16 protein-coding genes, 4 tRNA genes and 1 riboswitch are annotated in these 18,673 nt (G+C 59.4%); of the genes, 16 read left to right on the top strand and 4 right to left on the bottom strand.

Translation table 11 applies throughout. From position 1 onward, the window contains the following. Nucleotides 1-385 precede the first annotated feature (385 nt). The 7 genes from BFW87_RS04190 (at nucleotide 386) to astE (ending at nucleotide 8,154) form a co-directional block, all read left to right on the top strand. Complete coding sequence (locus tag BFW87_RS04190; RefSeq protein WP_078738708.1) at nucleotides 386-1,606, top strand: aspartate aminotransferase family protein; 1,221 nt, start codon at nucleotides 386-388, stop codon at nucleotides 1,604-1,606. Nucleotides 1,607-1,738: 132 nt separating this feature from the next. Beyond that, nucleotides 1,739-2,758, top strand: coding sequence for an arginine/ornithine succinyltransferase subunit alpha (gene aruF, locus BFW87_RS04185; RefSeq protein ID WP_078738707.1), 1,020 nt, complete (start codon nucleotides 1,739-1,741; stop codon nucleotides 2,756-2,758). A 51-nt stretch (nucleotides 2,759-2,809) separates the two neighbouring features. After that, nucleotides 2,810-3,835: an arginine N-succinyltransferase gene (gene astA, locus BFW87_RS04180; protein ID WP_078738706.1), complete on the top strand. Its 1,026-nt coding sequence runs from the start codon at nucleotides 2,810-2,812 to the stop codon at nucleotides 3,833-3,835. Beyond that, nucleotides 3,832-5,301 carry a succinylglutamate-semialdehyde dehydrogenase gene (astD, locus tag BFW87_RS04175; protein ID WP_176159706.1) on the top strand — a complete coding sequence of 490 codons (1,470 nt, stop codon included), beginning with the start codon at nucleotides 3,832-3,834 and terminating at the stop codon, nucleotides 5,299-5,301. Before astA ends, astD begins: the two co-directional genes overlap by 4 nt. A 173-nt stretch (nucleotides 5,302-5,474) precedes the next feature. Then, entirely contained in the window at nucleotides 5,475-6,821 is a 1,347-nt protein-coding gene (gene astB, locus BFW87_RS04170; RefSeq protein WP_078738704.1) for an N-succinylarginine dihydrolase, read from the top strand. 26 nt (nucleotides 6,822-6,847) lie between these two features. After that, nucleotides 6,848-7,138 (top strand): hypothetical protein, encoded by a 291-nt coding sequence (locus BFW87_RS04165; RefSeq protein ID WP_003214319.1) that lies wholly within the window; start codon nucleotides 6,848-6,850, stop codon nucleotides 7,136-7,138. 11 nt (nucleotides 7,139-7,149) lie between these two features. Continuing rightward, nucleotides 7,150-8,154: a succinylglutamate desuccinylase gene (astE, locus tag BFW87_RS04160; RefSeq protein WP_078738703.1), complete on the top strand. Its 1,005-nt coding sequence runs from the start codon at nucleotides 7,150-7,152 to the stop codon at nucleotides 8,152-8,154. A gap of 147 nt (nucleotides 8,155-8,301) precedes the next feature. Here astE and BFW87_RS04155 read toward each other — a convergent pair whose 3' ends face one another. Then, nucleotides 8,302-8,811, bottom strand: a complete 510-nt coding sequence (locus BFW87_RS04155) for a 6,7-dimethyl-8-ribityllumazine synthase (RefSeq protein WP_003193604.1) — start codon at nucleotides 8,809-8,811, stop codon at nucleotides 8,302-8,304. Nucleotides 8,812-8,923: 112 nt separating this feature from the next. Beyond that, a riboswitch (FMN riboswitch) is annotated at nucleotides 8,924-9,093 on the bottom strand. A 191-nt stretch (nucleotides 9,094-9,284) separates the two neighbouring features. On the opposite strand from BFW87_RS04155, the gene ltaE reads away from it, so the two are divergent. The 8 genes from ltaE (at nucleotide 9,285) to mgtE (ending at nucleotide 17,021) form a co-directional block, all read left to right on the top strand. Then, complete coding sequence (gene ltaE, locus BFW87_RS04150) at nucleotides 9,285-10,289, top strand: low-specificity L-threonine aldolase (RefSeq protein ID WP_078738702.1); 1,005 nt, start codon at nucleotides 9,285-9,287, stop codon at nucleotides 10,287-10,289. Nucleotides 10,290-10,435: 146 nt separating this feature from the next. After that, complete coding sequence (gene alaS, locus BFW87_RS04145) at nucleotides 10,436-13,054, top strand: alanine--tRNA ligase (protein WP_078738701.1); 2,619 nt, start codon at nucleotides 10,436-10,438, stop codon at nucleotides 13,052-13,054. 95 nt (nucleotides 13,055-13,149) lie between these two features. Then, a complete protein-coding gene (locus tag BFW87_RS04140) occupies nucleotides 13,150-14,391 on the top strand; it encodes an aspartate kinase (protein WP_078738700.1) in 1,242 nt (413 codons plus the stop codon). A 172-nt stretch (nucleotides 14,392-14,563) separates the two neighbouring features. After that, nucleotides 14,564-14,752, top strand: coding sequence for a carbon storage regulator CsrA (gene csrA, locus BFW87_RS04135; RefSeq protein WP_003175645.1), 189 nt, complete (start codon nucleotides 14,564-14,566; stop codon nucleotides 14,750-14,752). A gap of 62 nt (nucleotides 14,753-14,814) precedes the next feature. Continuing rightward, nucleotides 14,815-14,905 (top strand) — tRNA-Ser (locus tag BFW87_RS04130). Between the two features lie 108 nt (nucleotides 14,906-15,013). Further along, nucleotides 15,014-15,090, top strand: a tRNA-Arg gene (locus tag BFW87_RS04125). A gap of 72 nt (nucleotides 15,091-15,162) precedes the next feature. Then, a tRNA-Arg gene (locus BFW87_RS04120) sits at nucleotides 15,163-15,239 on the top strand. 339 nt (nucleotides 15,240-15,578) lie between these two features. After that, nucleotides 15,579-17,021 carry a magnesium transporter gene (gene mgtE / locus BFW87_RS04115; RefSeq protein ID WP_078738699.1) on the top strand — a complete coding sequence of 481 codons (1,443 nt, stop codon included), beginning with the start codon at nucleotides 15,579-15,581 and terminating at the stop codon, nucleotides 17,019-17,021. 109 nt (nucleotides 17,022-17,130) lie between these two features. Here mgtE and BFW87_RS04110 read toward each other — a convergent pair whose 3' ends face one another. From BFW87_RS04110 to BFW87_RS04095, 3 genes are all read right to left on the bottom strand, one after another. Further along, on the bottom strand, nucleotides 17,131-17,457 hold the full coding sequence (locus BFW87_RS04110) for an Arc family DNA-binding protein (protein WP_078738698.1): 327 nt from the start codon (nucleotides 17,455-17,457) through the stop codon (nucleotides 17,131-17,133). 388 nt (nucleotides 17,458-17,845) lie between these two features. Next, a complete protein-coding gene (locus BFW87_RS04100; protein ID WP_078738697.1) occupies nucleotides 17,846-18,025 on the bottom strand; it encodes a PA3371 family protein in 180 nt (59 codons plus the stop codon). Between the two features lie 10 nt (nucleotides 18,026-18,035). Then, nucleotides 18,036-18,263: a hypothetical protein gene (locus BFW87_RS04095; protein WP_078738719.1), complete on the bottom strand. Its 228-nt coding sequence runs from the start codon at nucleotides 18,261-18,263 to the stop codon at nucleotides 18,036-18,038. A 326-nt stretch (nucleotides 18,264-18,589) separates the two neighbouring features. Here BFW87_RS04095 and BFW87_RS04090 point away from each other — a divergent pair. Further along, nucleotides 18,590-18,666 (top strand) — tRNA-Arg (locus BFW87_RS04090). The last annotated feature ends 7 nt before the right edge of the window (nucleotides 18,667-18,673 follow it).

Below are 18,673 nucleotides of genomic sequence, written 5' to 3'. Positions count from 1 at the left end.
GGCAGGTGCGTATGAACCCCGGCGGGCACTCGGCTCGCTGCTTCTACAAGGTGTTGAGTGATAGGGGTTAAAGTCAGCGTGGACACGCGGCGAATCCTTCAGTGAGTGGCTTTACCGTCATCACATCAGCTTGATGGCCGCCGGAGCTGTAGATAGATCAAGCGAGCAGAAAAAATCAGCGAGCCGTGCCTCTGCCTCTCCAGCAGCACACCGTTTAAACTGCGCCATTGCGATGCTATTTGTCGCATTGGCGTAAACCCGCCAAAATCGCGGGTTGGCGCTATAAGAAGTTGTCGCTTGGCGGCAAGGCCGCGCTGAAAACTGTCCTTACAATCCCTGCATCGCCCGCCAGTTCCAGGCAGGCGTTCCTCTTCAGGAGACTCCGATGTCCGTTGAGCAAGCCCCGGTGCAACGTGCCGATTTCGACCAGGTCATGGTGCCTAACTACGCACCGGCCGCATTCATTCCTGTGCGTGGCGAAGGTTCGCGCGTGTGGGACCAGGCGGGTCGCGAGCTGATCGACTTTGCCGGCGGCATCGCGGTCAACGTGTTGGGCCACGCCCACCCGGCGCTGGTCGGTGCGTTGACCGAACAGGCCAACAAGCTGTGGCATGTCTCCAACGTCTTCACCAATGAGCCTGCCTTGCGCCTGGCGCACAAGCTGATCGACGCCACCTTTGCCGAGCGCGTGTTCTTCTGCAACTCCGGCGCCGAAGCCAACGAGGCCGCGTTCAAGCTGGCCCGTCGCGTCGCGTTCGACCGTTTCGGCACTGAGAAGTACGAGATCATCGCCGCACTGAACAGCTTCCACGGCCGTACCCTGTTCACCGTCAACGTCGGTGGCCAGTCCAAGTACTCCGATGGTTTCGGCCCGAAAATCACCGGCATCACCCACGTGCCTTACAACGATCTGGACGCGCTGAAAGCGGCCGTTTCGGACAAGACCTGCGCCGTGGTGCTGGAACCGATCCAGGGCGAAGGCGGCGTGTTGCCGGCCGAGCTGGCTTACCTGCAAGGCGCCCGCGAACTGTGCGACGCGAACAACGCACTGCTGGTGTTCGACGAAGTGCAAACCGGTATGGGCCGCAGCGGCCACCTGTTTGCGTATCAGCATTACGGCGTGGTGCCGGACATCCTCACCAGCGCCAAGAGCCTGGGCGGCGGTTTCCCGATTGCGGCGATGCTCACCACCGAAGCGCTGGCCAAACACCTGGTTGTCGGCACCCACGGCACCACCTACGGCGGCAACCCGCTGGCGTGTGCGGTAGCTGAAGCGGTGATCGACGTGATCAACACCCCAGCAGTGCTGGCCGGTGTGAACGCCAAACACGACCTGTTCAAGGCGCGCCTGGAACAGATCGGCAAGCAATATGGCATCTTCACCGAAGTGCGCGGCATCGGTCTGTTGATCGGTTGTGTACTCAGTGATGCGTTCAAAGGCAAAGCCAAGGACGTGTTCAACGCGGCCGAGAAAGAAAACCTGATGATCCTGCAAGCCGGCCCGGATGTGGTGCGTTTCGCGCCGAGCCTGGTGGTGGAAGAGGCGGACATCAACGAAGGTCTGGATCGTTTTGAACGTGCTGTGAAAGCGTTGACGCAAGCCTGATAGCGACACCTTTATTTGCCGCGGCCTGGATCAAAAATGTGGGAGCTGCTTGCACATTGATATCTATGTGAGCTCAGATTCCCTGTCCGGCATTTTTCCCTCTGTGAGTTTTTCGAGTTAAGGAGTGACACCATGCTGGTGATGCGCCCCGCGCAAATGGCTGATCTGGGCGAGGTACAGCGTCTGGCTGCGGACAGCCCGATTGGTGTCACCTCCTTGCCGGATGATGTGGAACGCCTGAGCGACAAGATCGCCGCCAGCGAAGCGTCCTTCGCGGCCGAGGTCAGTTTCAACGGCGAAGAAAGCTATTTCTTCGTGCTCGAAGACACCGAGACCGGCAAGCTCGCCGGTTGCTCGGCCATCGTCGCCTCGGCCGGTTACTCGGAACCGTTCTACAGCTTCCGTAACGAAACCTTTGTGCACGCGTCCCGCGAGCTGAAGATCCACAACAAGATCCACGTGCTTTCCCAGTGCCACGACCTCACCGGCAACAGCCTGCTCACCAGTTTCTACGTGGTGCCGGAGCTGGTCGGTTCGCCGTGGTCGGAACTCAATTCCCGTGGCCGCCTGCTGTTTGTCGCCAGCCACCCCGAGCGCTTTGCCGACTCGGTGGTGACCGAAATAGTGGGCTACAGCGACGAGAACGGTGATTCGCCGTTCTGGGACGCCATCGGCCGCAATTTCTTCGACCTCAACTACGCCGCCGCCGAGCGCCTGTGCGGGCTGAAAAGTCGTACGTTCCTCGCCGAGCTGATGCCGCATTACCCGATCTACGTGCCGCTGCTGCCGGATGAAGCCCAGGAAGCCATGGGCCAAGTGCACCCGCGTGCGCAGATCACCTTCGACATCCTGATGCGCGAAGGCTTCGAGACCGACCACTACATCGACATCTTCGACGGCGGCCCGACGCTGCACGCACGGGTCTCGGGCATTCGCTCGATCGCCCAGAGCCGCGTGGTGCCGGTGAAGATCGGCGAGATGGTCAAGGGTGTGGGCCGTCAGTACCTGGTGAGCAACGCGCAGTTGCAGGATTACCGCGCGGTGATGCTGGATCTGGACTACGCGCCGGGCAAGCCGGTGACCCTGGACCTGGCGACAGCCGAAGCGCTGGGCGTGGGTGAAGGCGCCAGTGTGCGTCTGGTTGCGGTCTAACAACAGAGTTTCGCGGGTGGCTGACAACAGCGGCCCGTTCGAGGAGATAGCATGATCGTTCGTCCCGTACGCAGCAGCGATTTACCGGCCCTGATTGACTTGGCGCGCAGCACCGGCACCGGCCTCACCACCTTGCCGGCCAATGAAGAGCGCCTGACCCACCGGGTTGGCTGGGCGGAAAAAACCTTTCGCGGCGATGCCGGGCGTGGCGATGCCGACTACCTGTTCGTGCTGGAAAACGACGAAGGCCGCGTGGTGGGCATTTCCGCCATTGCCGGCGCCGTTGGCCTGCGCGAGCCCTGGTACAACTTCCGGGTCGGCCTGACGGTCAGCGCCTCTCAGGAACTGAATATCTACCGCGAAATCCCGACGCTGTTTCTGGCCAACGACCTCACCGGCAATTCCGAGCTGTGCTCGTTGTTCCTGCACGCCGATTACCGCACCGGCCTCAACGGCCGCATGTTGGCCAAGGCGCGCATGCTGTTTATCGCCGAGTTCCCGCAATTGTTCGGCAACAAGATCATTGCCGAGATGCGCGGCGTGTCCAACGATGCCGGGCGTTCGCCGTTCTGGGAGAGCCTGGGCCGTCACTTTTTCAAGATGGAATTCAGCCAGGCTGACTACCTCACCGGCGTGGGCAACAAGGCGTTTATCGCTGAGCTGATGCCGAAGTTTCCGCTGTACAGCTGCTTCCTGTCTGAGGATGCGCGCAACGTGATCGGCAAGGTCCACCCGGACACCGAGCCGGCGCTGAGCATGCTTAAGAGTGAAGGGTTCAGCTACCAGGGTTATGTTGATATTTTCGACGCGGGACCTGCGGTGGAATGTGAAACCTCCAAGATCCGTGCGGTGCGCGACAGCCAGTCGCTGGTGTTGGCCATCGGTACGCCGGGGGACGACGCCACGCCGTTCCTGATCCATAACCGCAAGCGTGAGGAGTGCCGCATTACCGCCGCTCCGGCCCGTCTGGCGGCAGGCACGCTGGTGGTCGATCCACAGACCGCCAAACGCTTGCAACTGGTGGTGGGTGATCAAGTGCGTGCTGTTCCGTTGTCCGCTGCTCGGGAGTCGAAATAATGAATTCGCTGTATATCGCAGGCAGCTGGCTCGCTGGCCAGGGTGAGTTGTTTGAGTCGCGCAACCCGGTGACCCAGCAGGTGCTGTGGGCCGGTAATGGCGCCACGGCAGAGCAAGTTGAGTCCGCCGTGCAGGCCGCGCGCCAAGCGTTTCCCGCCTGGGCCAAGCGTTCGCTGGAAGAGCGTATCGGCGTGCTGGAAACCTTCGCGGCCACGCTGAAGAGCCGCGCCGATGAAATCGCCCGCTGCATCGGTGAGGAAACCGGCAAGCCGCTGTGGGAATCGGCGACTGAAGTCACCAGCATGGCCAACAAGATCGCGATTTCGGTACAGAGCTACCGCGAGCGCACCGGCGAAAAGAGCGGCCCCTTGGGCGACGCCACCGCCGCGTTGCGCCACAAGCCCCACGGTGTGGTGGCGGTGTTCGGCCCTTACAACTTCCCGGGCCACTTGCCGAACGGGCATATCGTTCCGGCGCTGCTGGCGGGTAACACCGTATTGTTCAAACCAAGCGAGTTGACCCCTAAAGTCGCCGAGCTGACCGTGCAATGCTGGATCGAAGCCGGTTTGCCGGCGGGCGTGTTGAACCTGCTGCAAGGTGCACGGGAAACCGGCATTGCGCTGGCGGCCAACCCGGGTATCGACGGGTTGTTCTTTACCGGTTCCAGCCGCACCGGCAATCACCTGCACCAGCAATTCTCCGGGCGCCCGGACAAAATCCTCGCGCTGGAAATGGGCGGCAACAACCCGCTGGTGGTGGACGAAGTGGCCGACGTGGACGCGGCGGTCTACACGATTATTCAGTCGGCGTTTATTTCCGCCGGCCAACGATGCACCTGTGCGCGCCGCCTGCTGGTGCCGGAAGGCGCGTGGGGCGACGCGTTGCTGGCGCGTCTGGTGGCGGTCAGCACGACCATCGAAGTCGGCGCGTTTGATCAGCAGCCACCGCCATTCATGGGCTCGGTGATTTCCCTCGGCGCGGCCAAAGCCTTGATGGAGGCCCAGGAGTTGATGTTGGCCAATGGTGCCGTGGCCCTGCTGGAAATGACTCAGCCACAGGATCAGGCGGCGTTGCTGACCCCGGGCATCATTGATGTGACCGGTGTGACCGAGCGTGAAGATGAGGAATTGTTCGGCCCGTTGTTGCAGGTGATCCGCTACGCTGATTTTGAAGCGGCGATTGCCGAGGCCAACAACACCCAATACGGTTTGGCCGCGGGCTTGTTGTCGGACTCCGAAGCGCGTTACCAGCAGTTCTGGCTGGAGAGCCGTGCCGGGATCGTCAACTGGAACAAGCAACTGACCGGCGCTGCCAGCACCGCGCCGTTTGGCGGGGTAGGGGCGTCGGGCAACCATCGCGCCAGTGCGTATTACGCGGCGGATTATTGCGCGTACCCGGTGGCCTCGCTTGAGACCCCGAGTTTGGTGCTGCCGGCAGCGCTGACGCCCGGTGTAACACTCACGTGAAGGTGGCACCGCTCTAGTGTGGGAGCTGGCTTGCCTGCGATGCAGACACCTCGGTCTTTCACTGAGACCCAGGTGATGCAATCGCAGGCAAGCCAGCTCCCACAGTGATTGGGTTTACAGCTATAGATCTGCAGTTAATGCCTATAAAAACAGATGTTCGTGGAGCCTCGCCGATGAAATCCTGTGAAGTCAATTTTGACGGTCTAGTGGGGCCGACCCATAACTACGGCGGTTTGTCCTACGGCAACGTCGCGTCCCAGAGCAACAGCCAGCAGTCTTCGAACCCGAAGGAAGCGGCGTTGCAGGGCCTGCAAAAAATGAAAGCCCTGATGGACATGGGTTTCATACAAGGTGTGTTGGCGCCCCAGGAACGTCCTGACGTGGCCGCTTTGCGCAACCTGGGTTTCAGCGGCACCGACGCGCAAGTGATCCAGCAAGCCGCCAAGCACGCCATGCCGTTGCTGGTGGCGAGCTGCTCGGCGTCGAGCATGTGGGTGGCCAACGCGGCCACCGTCAGCCCGAGCGCCGATACGGCCGATGGCCGCGTGCATTTCACCGCCGCCAACCTCAACTGCAAGTACCACCGCAGCATCGAACACCCGACCACCAGCCGCGTGCTGGGGGCGATGTTTGCTGATCAGAAGCACTTCGCCCACCACGCCGCGTTGCCGGCGGTGGCGCAGTTCGGCGACGAAGGTGCGGCCAACCACACGCGTTTCTGCCGTGAATACGGTGAAGCGGGCGTGGAGTTTTTCGTATTCGGTCGCAGCGCGTTCGACACCCGTTACCCGGCGCCGCAGAAATACCCGGCGCGCCAGACCCTTGAAGCATCCCAGGCGGTTGCACGCCTGCACGGCTTGAAAGATGACGGCGTGGTCTACGGCCAGCAGAACCCGGCGGTGATTGATGCCGGTGTGTTCCACAACGACGTGATCGCGGTGGGCAATGGCGAAGTGCTGTTCTATCACGAGGACGCGTTCCTCAATACCGAGCAGATGCTTGGTGAGTTGCACGGCAAACTGGGCAGGCTGGGCGGCAACTTCCAGTCCGTCTGCGTGCCGCGTGCCCAGGTCAGCGTCGAAGACGCGGTGCGTTCCTACCTGTTCAACAGCCAGTTGCTGAGCCGCCCTGACGGTTCGATGCTGCTGATCGTGCCGGAAGAATGCCGCGCCAACGAGCGCGTCTGGCAATACCTGCAAAGCCTGACGGCCTCCGGTGGGCTGATCCGCGAAGTGAAGGTGTTCGACCTCAAGCAAAGCATGCAGAACGGCGGCGGCCCGGCGTGCCTGCGTTTGCGGGTGGCCTTGAACGAAACGGAGCTGGCGGCGGTGAACCCAGGCGTTATCATGACCGCGCCGTTGTACGAAACGCTGACCCAGTGGGTCGACAAGCACTACCGCGACAGCCTGCGTGAAAGCGACCTGGCTGACCCGCAATTGCTGCTTGAGTGCCGGACGGCACTGGATGAACTGACGCAAATCCTTAAACTGGGCTCGGTTTATCCTTTCCAGATCAATTAAACGCCATACGGCAGAGAACTATTGTTATGACCACCGACACCCTGAAACTGATCCTTGAAGACACCGACGGCACCCAGCTGGAAACTTCCTGCACCCGCGTCGCCGTGGTGTGGCAGGGCAAGGAAATCTGGATCCAGCACGACGGCCGTGGCCAACTGCTGATCGGTGTGGACGTGGAAGAGGGTGACGCCGAATACGCCAACCTGCTGATGCGCCCACTGGCCACCAACCTGATGAGCCTGCAACTGGAAATGGAACCGGCCGACGTTGAAGGTGATGACGACGATCACGTCCACGGCCCAGGCTGCAACCACTAAGGAAGCCCCTTATGCTCGCCCTCGGCAAACTGCTTGAACTGACCCTCGCCGGTCGTGAACCGGCGCAAAAAATTCAACTGACTGTCGACGGCGTGCAGATGCGCTGGCTCAGCGAAGGCGCACTTGAAGTGCGCCCGCCGCAGGCGTCTGACAACGGCAGCGACGTGCTGCTGTCGTCCGGCATCCATGGCAACGAAACGGCGCCGATCGAACTGCTCGACCGCCTGTTGCATGGTATCGCCCGAGGGGAAATCAAACCCCGCTCCCGTATTCTGTTCCTGTTCGGCAACCCCGAGGCCATGCGCCGCGGCGAGCGTTACCTGGAACTGGACGTCAACCGGCTGTTCAACGGCCGTCATGAAAAAAACATCGGCCCCGAAGCCATGCGCGCCGCTGAGCTGGAGCAATTGGCCCGCAGTTTCTTCAGCCTGCCAGGCCGTTCGCGCCTGCATTACGACCTGCACACGGCCATTCGCGGCTCGAAAATCGAGCAATTTGCCCTGTATCCGTGGAAAGACGGGCGCCAGCATTCACGCCGTGAGCTTGCGCGTTTGCGCGCAGCCGGGATGCAAGCGGTGTTGCTGCAGAACAAGACTTCGATCACCTTCACGGCGTTTACCTACGAGCAACTCGAGGCCGAGGCGTTCACCCTGGAATTGGGTAAAGCCCGGCCGTTCGGGCAGAACCAGGGCGTGGATGTGTCCCGCCTGGAAACGCGCCTGAAGCACATCATCGAAGGCACCGAACCTGAGGCGGATAGCCTCGATGGCCTGCAACTATTTGCCGTGTCCCGTGAAGTCATCAAGCACAGCGATGCGTTTCTGATGCACCTGCCGGCGGATGTCGAGAACTTCTCGCCGTTGACTCAGGGCTATTTGTTGGCCGAGGACGTGGCCAAGACCCGCTGGGTGATCGAGGAGGAGGGTGCGCGCATCATCTTCCCGAACCCAAAGGTGAAGAATGGTTTGCGGGCGGGGATATTGATTGTGCCGACGACGGATGCGGGGCTGGCCTGAATCTAAAGGTCGACCTCGTTCAAATGTGGGAGCTGGCTTGCCTGCGATAGGATCAACTCGGTCCGCCAATTCCACCGAGGCGATGCTATCGCAGGCAAGCCAGCTCCCACACAGGCCCAGCTCAGAGGCTGGACCTGGTGGTGTTGCTTAGACCGCTACAGCACGTGGCTCGCTGCGACGGATCGCGCGAACCTTGTGCAGCGTGTCGGCGCAGGTGCGTGCCGCTTCCTGGCCCTTGTGCACGAAGTGCTCGTAGAAGAATGTGGTGTGCTCGCTGCCCGCGTGGAAATGGTGCGGGGTCAGGGAGACGGAGAACACCGGCACTTCGGTTTCCAGTTGAACCTGCATCAGGCCGCTGACCACCGATTGGGCCACGAATTCGTGACGGTAGATGCCACCGTCCACCACCAGGGCTGCGGCAACGATACCGGCGTAACGGCCGGTCTTGGCCAGCAGCTTGGCGTGCAGGGGCATTTCAAAGGCGCCGCCGACTTCGAAGAAATCGATGTCCGATTCTTGGTAGCCCTGAGCGATCATTTCGGCGAGGAAGCCTTTACGCGATTGGTCGACAATATCCTTGTGCCAGCAGGCCTGGATAAACGCGACGCGCTCGCCGTGATGGTTTTTGCTTTTGCTGTCGATTGCGGTGGGTTGCATGTTCTGACTCCTGTTTAAGAAAAAAACAGGGCGTTATGAATCGAATGGGATTTCAAGGGTACGGACGGCGACGTCATGCAAACATGAACGCGGCGCGCGGCCCTTGGGTGAATCCCGTTCTCTCTTCATCCGGACTATGACCGTCGGCCCCGGGATCACACCGGGTCTGCTGACCTTGTCGCCGTCCTGCGTGAGCAGTTCGAGGCGCCAAGCGCTCGCGGGCTATACACATTGCGTGTAATTACCGCCGGTGGGGAATTACACCCCGCCCTGAGAACGTTGCCACCAGAACCCTGGCGGCGGAGAGTTTTTAACATGGATTTTCAAAAACTGCACGGGCGTCGTATCGATAAGCTATATCGGTTTGTTTGGTTGGTATTCGATTGAAGAGGCGGGGGGCTTGATATTCCGTGGCTTTGCCCGCAGTAATCACTCATAAAAGGAACTGACTTAACCCTCTAGAGGCTTGTTTCATGTCTGTGATCGACCTGCGCAGCGACACCGTGACCCAACCCACCCCCGGCATGCTCGATGCGATGGCCACTGCCGTCAGCGGCGATGATGTGTATGGCGAAGACCCCAGCGTCAACCACCTGGAGGCCGAACTCGCCAAACGTCTGGGGTTTGCCGCCGCGTTATTCGTGCCCACCGGCACCATGAGCAACCTGCTGGCGTTGATGGCTCACTGTGAGCGCGGCGAGGAATACATCGTCGGGCAGCAGGCTCACACCTACAAATACGAAGGCGGTGGGGCGGCGGTGCTCGGTTCGATCCAGCCGCAACCGCTGGAAGTGCAGGCGGACGGTTCGCTGGACCTGGATCAGGTGCTGGCGGCGATCAAGCCCGACGATTTTCACTTCGCCCGCACCCGTCTGCTGGCGCTGGAAAACACCATGCAAGGCAAGGTATTGCCACTGGAATATCTGGCCAAGGCACGGGCGTTTACCCGTGAACACGGGCTGGCGCTGCACCTGGACGGCGCGCGGATCTACAACGCAGCGGTCAAGCTGGGGGTAGATGTGCGGGAGATCGCCCAGCATTTCGATTCGGTGTCGGTGTGCCTGTCCAAGGGCCTCGGCGCACCGATTGGCTCGGTGCTGTGCGGTTCCACGGCGCTGATCGCCAAGGCGCGGCGCCTGCGCAAAATGGTGGGCGGCGGTATGCGCCAAGCCGGCTCACTCGCGGCGGCGGGGCTGTATGCGCTGGATCACCAGGTGCAGCGACTGGCGGATGACCACGCCAACGCTCAATGGCTCGGCGACGAGTTGCGTAAGGCAGGTTTTGAGGTCGAGCCCGTGCAGACCAACATGGTCTACGTGCAGGTGGGTGATCGCGCGCAGGCCTTGAAGGCGTTCGCCGCCGAACGCGGGATCAAGTTGAGCGCCGCGCCACGCCTGCGCATGGTCACGCATCTGGATGTGAGCCGGACGCAGATCGAGCAAGTGCTTCAGACATTTGTCGAGTTTTCCCGAAAATGACCGTGCAGACCGTCTAATTGACTGTTTCTATCGCATAAACACGCTGTACCACCGGCAAAGGGCCGATATAATGCGGCCCTTTGCCGTCGCTCCGTCTAATGATGTTGCGCACTGGCCTTTGGCCGCAGCCTCCGTGGAAGAACCTAATGAAAAGCGCAGAAATCCGTGAAGCCTTCCTTCGCTTCTTCGAAGAGCAAGGCCACACCCGTGTAGCCTCCAGCTCCTTGATCCCAGGCAATGACCCAACCCTGCTGTTCACTAACGCGGGGATGAACCAGTTCAAGGACTGCTTCCTGGGCCAGGAAAAGCGCGCCTACACCCGCGCTACCAGCAGCCAGAAGTGCGTACGCGCCGGCGGCAAGAACAGTGACCTGGAAAACGTGGGTTACACCGCGCGCCACCACACTTTCTTCGAAATGCTCGGCAACTTCAGCTTCGGTGACTATTTCAAGAAAGACGCGATCACCTTCGCCTGGACCTTCCTGACCGGCGTGCTGAAGCTGCCGAAGGAAAAACTCTGGGTCACCGTCTACGCGACCGACGACGAAGCGTATGACATCTGGACCAAAGAAATCGGTGTGCCGGTCGAGCGCATGATCCGCATCGGCGACAACAAGGGTGCGCCTTACGCGTCCGACAACTTCTGGACCATGGGCGATACCGGCCCGTGCGGCCCTTGCACCGAGATCTTCTACGATCACGGCGCCGACATCTGGGGCGGCCCGCCGGGCTCGCCGGAAGAAGATGGCGACCGTTACATCGAGATCTGGAACAACGTGTTCATGCAGTTCAACCGCACCGCCGATGGCGTGTTGCATCCGCTGCCGGCGCCGTCGGTGGACACCGGCATGGGCCTGGAGCGGATCAGTGCGGTGATGCAGCACGTTCACTCCAACTACGAAATCGACCTGTTCACCAATCTGTTGAGCGCCTCGGCTGCCGCGATTGGCTGCGCCAACGAAAACCAGTCGTCGCTCAAGGTCGTGTCGGACCACATCCGTTCGTGCGGCTTCCTGATCGCCGACGGCGTGCTGCCGTCGAACGAAGGTCGTGGTTATGTGCTGCGCCGTATCATCCGTCGCGCTTGCCGTCACGGTAACAAGCTGGGCGCTACCGGCAGCTTCTTCTACAAGATCGTCGCCGCGCTGGTGGCCGAGATGGGCGAAGCCTTCCCGGAACTCAAGCAGCAACAAGACAACATCGAGCGCGTGCTCAAGGCTGAAGAAGAGCAGTTCTCCAAGACCCTGGAACACGGCCTGAAGATTCTGGAACAGGACCTGGCCGGGCTCAAAGGCACCGTGGTACCGGGCGACGTGGTGTTCAAGCTGTACGACACCTACGGTTTCCCGATGGACCTGACCGCCGACATCGCCCGTGAGCGCGAGCTGACCGTCGATGAGGCCGGTTTTGAGCGTGAGATGGAGGCCCAGCGCGTGCGCGCCCGCTCCGCCAGCTCCTTTGGCCTGGACTACAACACCCTGGTCAAGGTTGACGTGCCTACCGAGTTCATCGGTTATCAGGCGACCGTTGGCTCGGCCAAAATTGTGGCTATCTATAAAGACGGCAAATCGGTCGACGTGTTGAACGAAGGCGATGAGGCGGTTGTGGTCCTGGACCAGACGCCGTTCTACGCCGAATCCGGCGGCCAGATTGGTGACTGTGGTTTCCTCAGCTCGACCTCCGGGCGTTTTGAGGTGCGCGACACCACCAAGACTGGCGGCGCGTTCCTGCACCACGGTGTGCTGGTGCTGGGCAACCTGACCGTCGGTGCGCCGGTAGACACCCAGGTCGATGCCGACGTACGGCATGCAACTGCTTTGAACCACTCCGCCACTCACTTGCTGCACGCCGCGTTGCGTCAGGTATTGGGTGAGCATGTGCAGCAGAAAGGTTCGTTGGTCGACAGTCAGCGCCTGCGCTTTGACTTCAGCCACTTTGAAGCGATCAAGCCTGAGCAGATCAAGGCCCTGGAAGACATCGTCAACGCCGAGATTCGCAAGAACACGGCGGTAGAAACCGAAGAAACCGATATCGAAACCGCCAAAAACAAAGGCGCCATGGCGCTGTTTGGCGAGAAGTACGGCGACGAAGTGCGCGTGCTGAGCATGGGCGGCAGCTTCTCGGTGGAGCTGTGTGGCGGCATTCACGCCAACCGTACCGGCGACATCGGCCTGCTGAAAATCATCAGCGAAGGCGGTGTGGCGTCCGGTGTGCGTCGTATTGAAGCGGTGACCGGTGCTGCGGCCCTGGCTTACCTCAATGCGGCTGAAGAACAACTCAAGGAAGCGGCGGGCCTGGTCAAGGGCAGCCGCGACAACCTGATCGACAAGCTGTCCGCCGTTCTGGAGCGCAACCGTGCGCTGGAGAAACAGCTGGAGCAGTTGCAGGCCAAGGCAGCCAGTGCGGCGGGCGACGATCTGTCGGCCAGCGCGCTGGACGTCAAGGGTGTGAAAGTCCTGGCGGTGCGCCTGGACGGTCAGGATGGCAAGGCGCTGTTGGCCTTGGTCGATCAGTTGAAGAACAAGCTCGGCCGCGCAGTGATCCTGCTCGGCGGTGTCCATGAGGAAAAGGTCGTTCTGGTTGCCGGTGTAACCAAAGACCTGACTGGCCAACTCAAGGCCGGTGATTTGATGAAGCAAGCCGCCGCGGCAGTGGGCGGGAAGGGCGGTGGTCGTCCGGACATGGCGCAAGGCGGTGGTGTAGACGCAGGCGCCCTGGACGCGGCGCTGGCCCTGACCGTGCCGTTTGTCGAGGCGGGTATTTAAGGCGCTGTTAATGAGCCCATGGTCTAGTCATGGGCTCGCTCGGTTGCTTGAATTTGTTTATTGGGCGCCCCTTTACGGGCTGAGGCGGCTTAGAAATGGCTTTGATCGTACAGAAATTTGGAGGCACCTCGGTCGGCTCTGTTGAAAGAATCGAGCAGGTCGCCGACAAGGTTAAGAAATTCCGCGATGCCGGCGACGACCTGGTGGTGGTGCTGTCGGCCATGAGCGGCGAGACCAATCGCCTGATCGACCTGGCCAAGGCGATCAGCGGCGATCAACAACCGCTGCCGCGAGAGCTGGATGTGATCATCTCCACGGGCGAGCAGGTGACTATCGCCTTGCTGGCCATGGCGCTGAACAAACGTGGCGTGCCGGCGGTGTCCTACACTGGCAGTCAGGTGCGCATCCTCACCGACAGCGCACACACCAAGGCGCGCATCCTGCAAATCGATGATCAGAAAATTCGTACTGATCTCAAAGCCGGGCGCGTGGTAGTTGTAGCAGGGTTCCAGGGTGTGGACGAACACGGCAACATCACCACGCTTGGGCGTGGCGGTTCGGACACCACCGGCGTGGCACTGGCAGCGGCTCTGAAGGCCGATGAATGCCAGATCTACACCGATGTGGATGGCGTTTACACCACTGATCCGCGCGTTGTTTCCGTGGCCCAGCGCCTGGAAAAGATCACCTTTGAAGAGATGCTGGAAATGGCCAGCCTTGGTTCCAAGGTGTTGCAGATCCGCGCGGTGGAGTTCGCCGGCAAGTACAACGTTCCGCTGCGCGTATTGCACAGCTTCAAAGAGGGTCCGGGCACCCTCATTACTATTGATGAAGAGGAATCCATGGAACAGCCGATCATTTCCGGCATCGCTTTCAACCGCGATGAAGCCAAGCTGACGATCCGTGGCGTGCCGGATACTCCGGGCGTGGCGTTCAAGATCCTCGGCCCGATCAGTAGCGCCAACATTGAAGTCGACATGATCGTGCAGAACGTTTCGCACGATAACACCACCGATTTCACCTTCACCGTGCACCGCAACGAGTACGATGCGGCGGAGAAGATCCTGCAGAACACCGCGAGCGAGATTGGCGCCCGTGAAGTGGTCGGCGATACCAAGATTGCCAAGGTGTCGATCGTGGGCGTGGGCATGCGTTCCCATGCCGGCGTTGCCAGCCGCATGTTCGAGGCCCTGGCCAAGGAAAGCATCAACATCCAGATGATCTCCACCTCGGAAATCAAAGTCTCGGTGGTGATCGAAGAGAAGTACCTGGAACTGGCTGTACGCGCACTGCATACCGCTTTCGAGCTGGACGCTCCGGCCCGACAGGGCGAGTGATGCAAGGCCAGGAAGGCGCGGTTTACCGCGCCTTTCATTTTTTTGTGGGGCGCATGTTCTTTTGCGTGGGCTCGACAATACTTAGGCGGTAGGACTATGGCCCTTGGCTGTAGGTCGAAGGCCTTTTTTTGCAGACTGTTGTTCCTGAACTGAAATGCGTGAGGTGAAAGGTATGCTGATTCTGACTCGTCGTTGCGCAGAAAGCCTGATTATCGGTGATGGCGAAATCACCGTGACCGTGCTCGGCGTCAAAGGCAATCAAGTGCGTATCGGGGTTAACGCTCCGAAAGAGGTAGCGGTCCACCGCGAGGAAATTTACCTGCGGATCAAGAAAGAGAAGGACGAAGAACCAAGCCTTTAATTTTTATCGTTTTTTATGTTTGCAAACGGGGATGAACGTGGTTAATATACGCCCCGTGTTGCGGAGAGCTGGCCGAGTGGCCGAAGGCGCTCCCCTGCTAAGGGAGTACACCTCAAAAGGGTGTCGGGGGTTCGAATCCCCCGTTCTCCGCCATTATTTGCTTAGTACGTTGCAATCTGGTTTTTTCGGTAAGTTGTTGAAATTGATCGAAAAAATAGCTTTACATAGAGATTGAACGGCCTATAATGCGCGGCAACAAATGCACTCGTAGCTCAGCTGGATAGAGTACTCGGCTACGAACCGAGCGGTCACAGGTTCGAATCCTGTCGAGTGCACCATTTAAGAGTCAGTTGCAGCAATGCAGGTGATTCGGCTTCAACCAGTTGTGATCTGGTCTAAAAACACACTCTGCACTCGTAGCTCAGCTGGATAGAGTACTCGGCTACGAACCGAGCGGTCACAGGTTCGAATCCTGTCGAGTGCACCATACAAACAAAAAGCCCGCCTAGTGCGGGCTTTTTGCCGTCTGGGGTTTGTGTAGGATTTCTGCCATTTCTACCCCGCTCATGTGTTTTCCTCATCCGCTGCGTCGTCGCAGTTCATAGATGCAACCACTGCTTAGCTTTGGCTCGCAAGCGCTTGTTCTTTCCAGTTTTTTAGCGTTAAAAGCGCACGCAGCGTGTATCATTGCGCCCGTCAGCCCCGCCGGGGCTTGTGGAATACCTCCATGGACTTACCCAGTAGTTACTTAGTGCCCCGTTTTTCCAATCATGAATTGACTGATTGATCCTTCCGGCGTACCCGCTGCTGGGAGTGGAGTTCGCCTATGACCGAAGTAGTAGTTAAAAAAACACAAGACAGCCTGCAGGATCGCCTGGCTCAAGTCATTGAGCTGCTGCAGCGCCAGCGTGTGGTCGAAGACCTCACGCATCGCCAGGAAGGTCCGAACCACGACCGCGTCGAAAACCTGGTTCACCGACAAAACCTCGTCGAGTTGCAGCGCAAGCTCGATGACCTGCACTCCGCTGACGTTGCCTACATCCTTGAAGCCTTGCCGCTGGATGATCGTCTGACCCTCTGGCAGTTGGTCAAGGCTGATCGCGACGGCGACATTCTGCTCGAAGTATCCGATTCGGTCCGTGAAACCCTGATCGCCGACATGGACGATCACGAGCTCCTGGCTGCGGCCAGGGAGATGGACGCCGACGAACTCGCGGACCTTGCACCTGAACTGCCCCGTGATGTTGTGCATGAGCTGATGGAAGCTCTGGATGGCCAGCAGCGTGAGCGTGTGCGCTCGGCGCTGTCCTATGACGAGGATCAGGTCGGTGCCCTGATGGACTTCGAGATGGTCACCATCCGCGAAGACGTCAGCCTGGAAGTGGTCTTGCGTTACCTGCGTCGCCTCAAAGAGCTGCCCGGCCACACCGACAAACTGTTTGTGGTCGATTACGAAGGCATTCTGAAGGGCGTACTGCCGATCAAGCGTTTGCTGGTCAACGACCCGGACAAGCGCGTTGCGGACCTGATGGCCAGCGACACGGTGAGCTTTCATCCGGACGAGGACGCCTACGACGCTGCCCAGGCATTCGAGCGTTATGACTTGATCTCGGCGCCGGTGGTCGACAAGAACGGCAAGCTGATTGGCCGTCTGACCATCGATGAAATGGTCGACCTGATTCGGGAAGAAAGCGAAACCGAAGTTCTCAACATGGCGGGTCTGCGTGAAGAGGAAGATATTTTTGCTTCGGTCTGGCGCTCATTGCGTAACCGCTGGGCGTGGCTGGCAGTCAACCTGATTACCGCGTTCATTGCCTCGAGGGTCATCGGACTGTTTGAGGGCTCGATCGAGAAGCTGGTGGCGCTGGCAGCGTTGATGCCGATTGTGGCGGGTATCGGGGGCAACTCTGGTAACCAGACGATTACCATGATTGTGCGTGCGATGGCACTCGATCAGGTCAGTACAGCCAACTCCTCACGACTTATGCGCAAGGAGCTGGCGGTCGCGCTGATTAATGGCGTGGTCTGGGGCGGGGTAATCGGTGTTGTTGCCTACTTGCTCTATGGCAGTTGGTCGCTGGGCGTGGTGATGACCGCCGCCATGACCCTTAACCTGCTACTCGCTGCGTTGATGGGCGTGTTGATCCCCATGACCCTCGCACGCCTCGGTCGCGACCCGGCCATGGGTGCCAGCGTGATGATTACCGCCATGACCGACAGCGGCGGCTTCTTCATCTTCCTCGGTCTGGCAACCATCTTCCTGCTCTGACCTGGCGGGGGCGGGCAAGCCCGCTCCCGCATCTGCCCGTTCTGGGCAACACTCGAATTCCACGCAAAAAAAAGCCAGCACATGGCTGGCTTCGGCTTTCAGTTGCAAATCAATTGGCTTCTGCGGCCGCCTCAACGTCGTGCGCGATAAGCGAGACGAGAGCATTTTGCTGGCGGTGGGAGAGCTGACGAAAACGCTGCAGCAGTTCGCGTTCGTGCAGTGACAGCTCGGGGTTGTCCAGGCGCATGCTCAACTCTTCGCCCAAGGCACCTTCCTGAATGAGGCTCTGTTCCAGGCGCGCGATGATTTCGGAGTTCATGCTGCGGTGATGATTGCGAGCCACCTCGGCAATGCGTTCCCGCATTCCGTCTGGCAGACGTACGACGAACTTGTCAGCCGTACGGCTGGAATAAATTGCCTGTTTCAATGGGCGCATATATTTAACCGGTTAGTTCAGGGGAGCGGTTTTTGGAATTGGCCGCAAGATGAGTGTTAAGACAAGGCTCACGACCAAAGTTCAACCCGAATTGCAAAGAGGCCGCATCATGCCTCAGATTTGACAGTTCCTTGGCGTCAATTCTGTGACAAATATTGAACTGCCTAAAGGCTTTATGCCAGCACTCATTTGCATTTTTGCGGACTGGTTTGAAAATTTTTTACGGGGAGTCATCCATCGTTGGATTTCCCGCAAGTCCAGGCCGCAAAAGGGTTTAAGGCCGCACATCCTATAGCAAAGTGGCCTTTTGCCCTTCGTCTTTAGACTAGTGGCATTTTGCCGATTTACGAGTGCGAGGCGACATAAGGTAGGGGAGGAGGAGAGGGGATCAGCGTAAAACCGGGTCAAATTTAATCCGGCGACCCACGACGAGGGTCAGCAGCAAGAAGCTGGCAGAGACGCCTGCAGCAATAAAAGCGGTGGTTTGCCCGGTTTGGGTGCTGGCGTTCATGCCTGCGATGCCGGTGACAAGGGTCAAGCATAAAAAGAACCAAGCCGATTTGGTCATGAGTTATTCCTTAGAACACCCAGTGTTCAGATGCAGGCGCGGCTTGGGTGCCTTGAGTTAGGCGCACTGGAGATTGCGCATTTGGCGTCATCACCGCTAATTGCGGACGTTGTTGCAGGTGGTGTGGTACTGCCTGGCTGATCTGGGCGGGGTCGTCCGAGCCAGACGACTGAAAGTGAAAAGTAACGAGTGCAGCCAGGGCGATAGTATTAAGGGCTAACAGAAGGGCACTGTTCATGGTCATGTTCTCCGCTTATCGCCGTGGCTGAATGAGTTTTGTAGGAGAAGTATTGCAGGTGTCGTGCCAATCTTTTAATTCAATAAAATCAATGGTTTGAGTCTTATTTGACGCCTTGTCAGGTTGCAATTTGCAATGCTGGCATTTTGGGGGAGTGCATTTTGCACGATTAGCCGAAGTCCCCGTGTTCGCTGGGCGAAGCAGGGGTCGCTCAAACAAGGATCGGCCTACACTCAAAAAGCCTACGGACGACATGACAAAACCTACCCTGGCCGTTAACATGCACGCCGTCCGTCGCCGCGCCATTGGCGCGATGGCTGTCAATTGTCCCAGTAGCTCAATTGGATAGAGCATCCCCCTCCTAAGGGGAAGGTTGGCCGTTCGAACCGGCCCTGGGACACCATATTATT

It is taken from the genome of Pseudomonas fluorescens, assembly GCF_002022275.1.
In the GTDB taxonomy this organism is placed as follows: domain Bacteria; phylum Pseudomonadota; class Gammaproteobacteria; order Pseudomonadales; family Pseudomonadaceae; genus Aquipseudomonas; species Aquipseudomonas fluorescens_AJ.
Note: the sequence above shows the minus strand (reverse complement) of the source record. Positions and strands in the feature narration are given on the sequence as shown.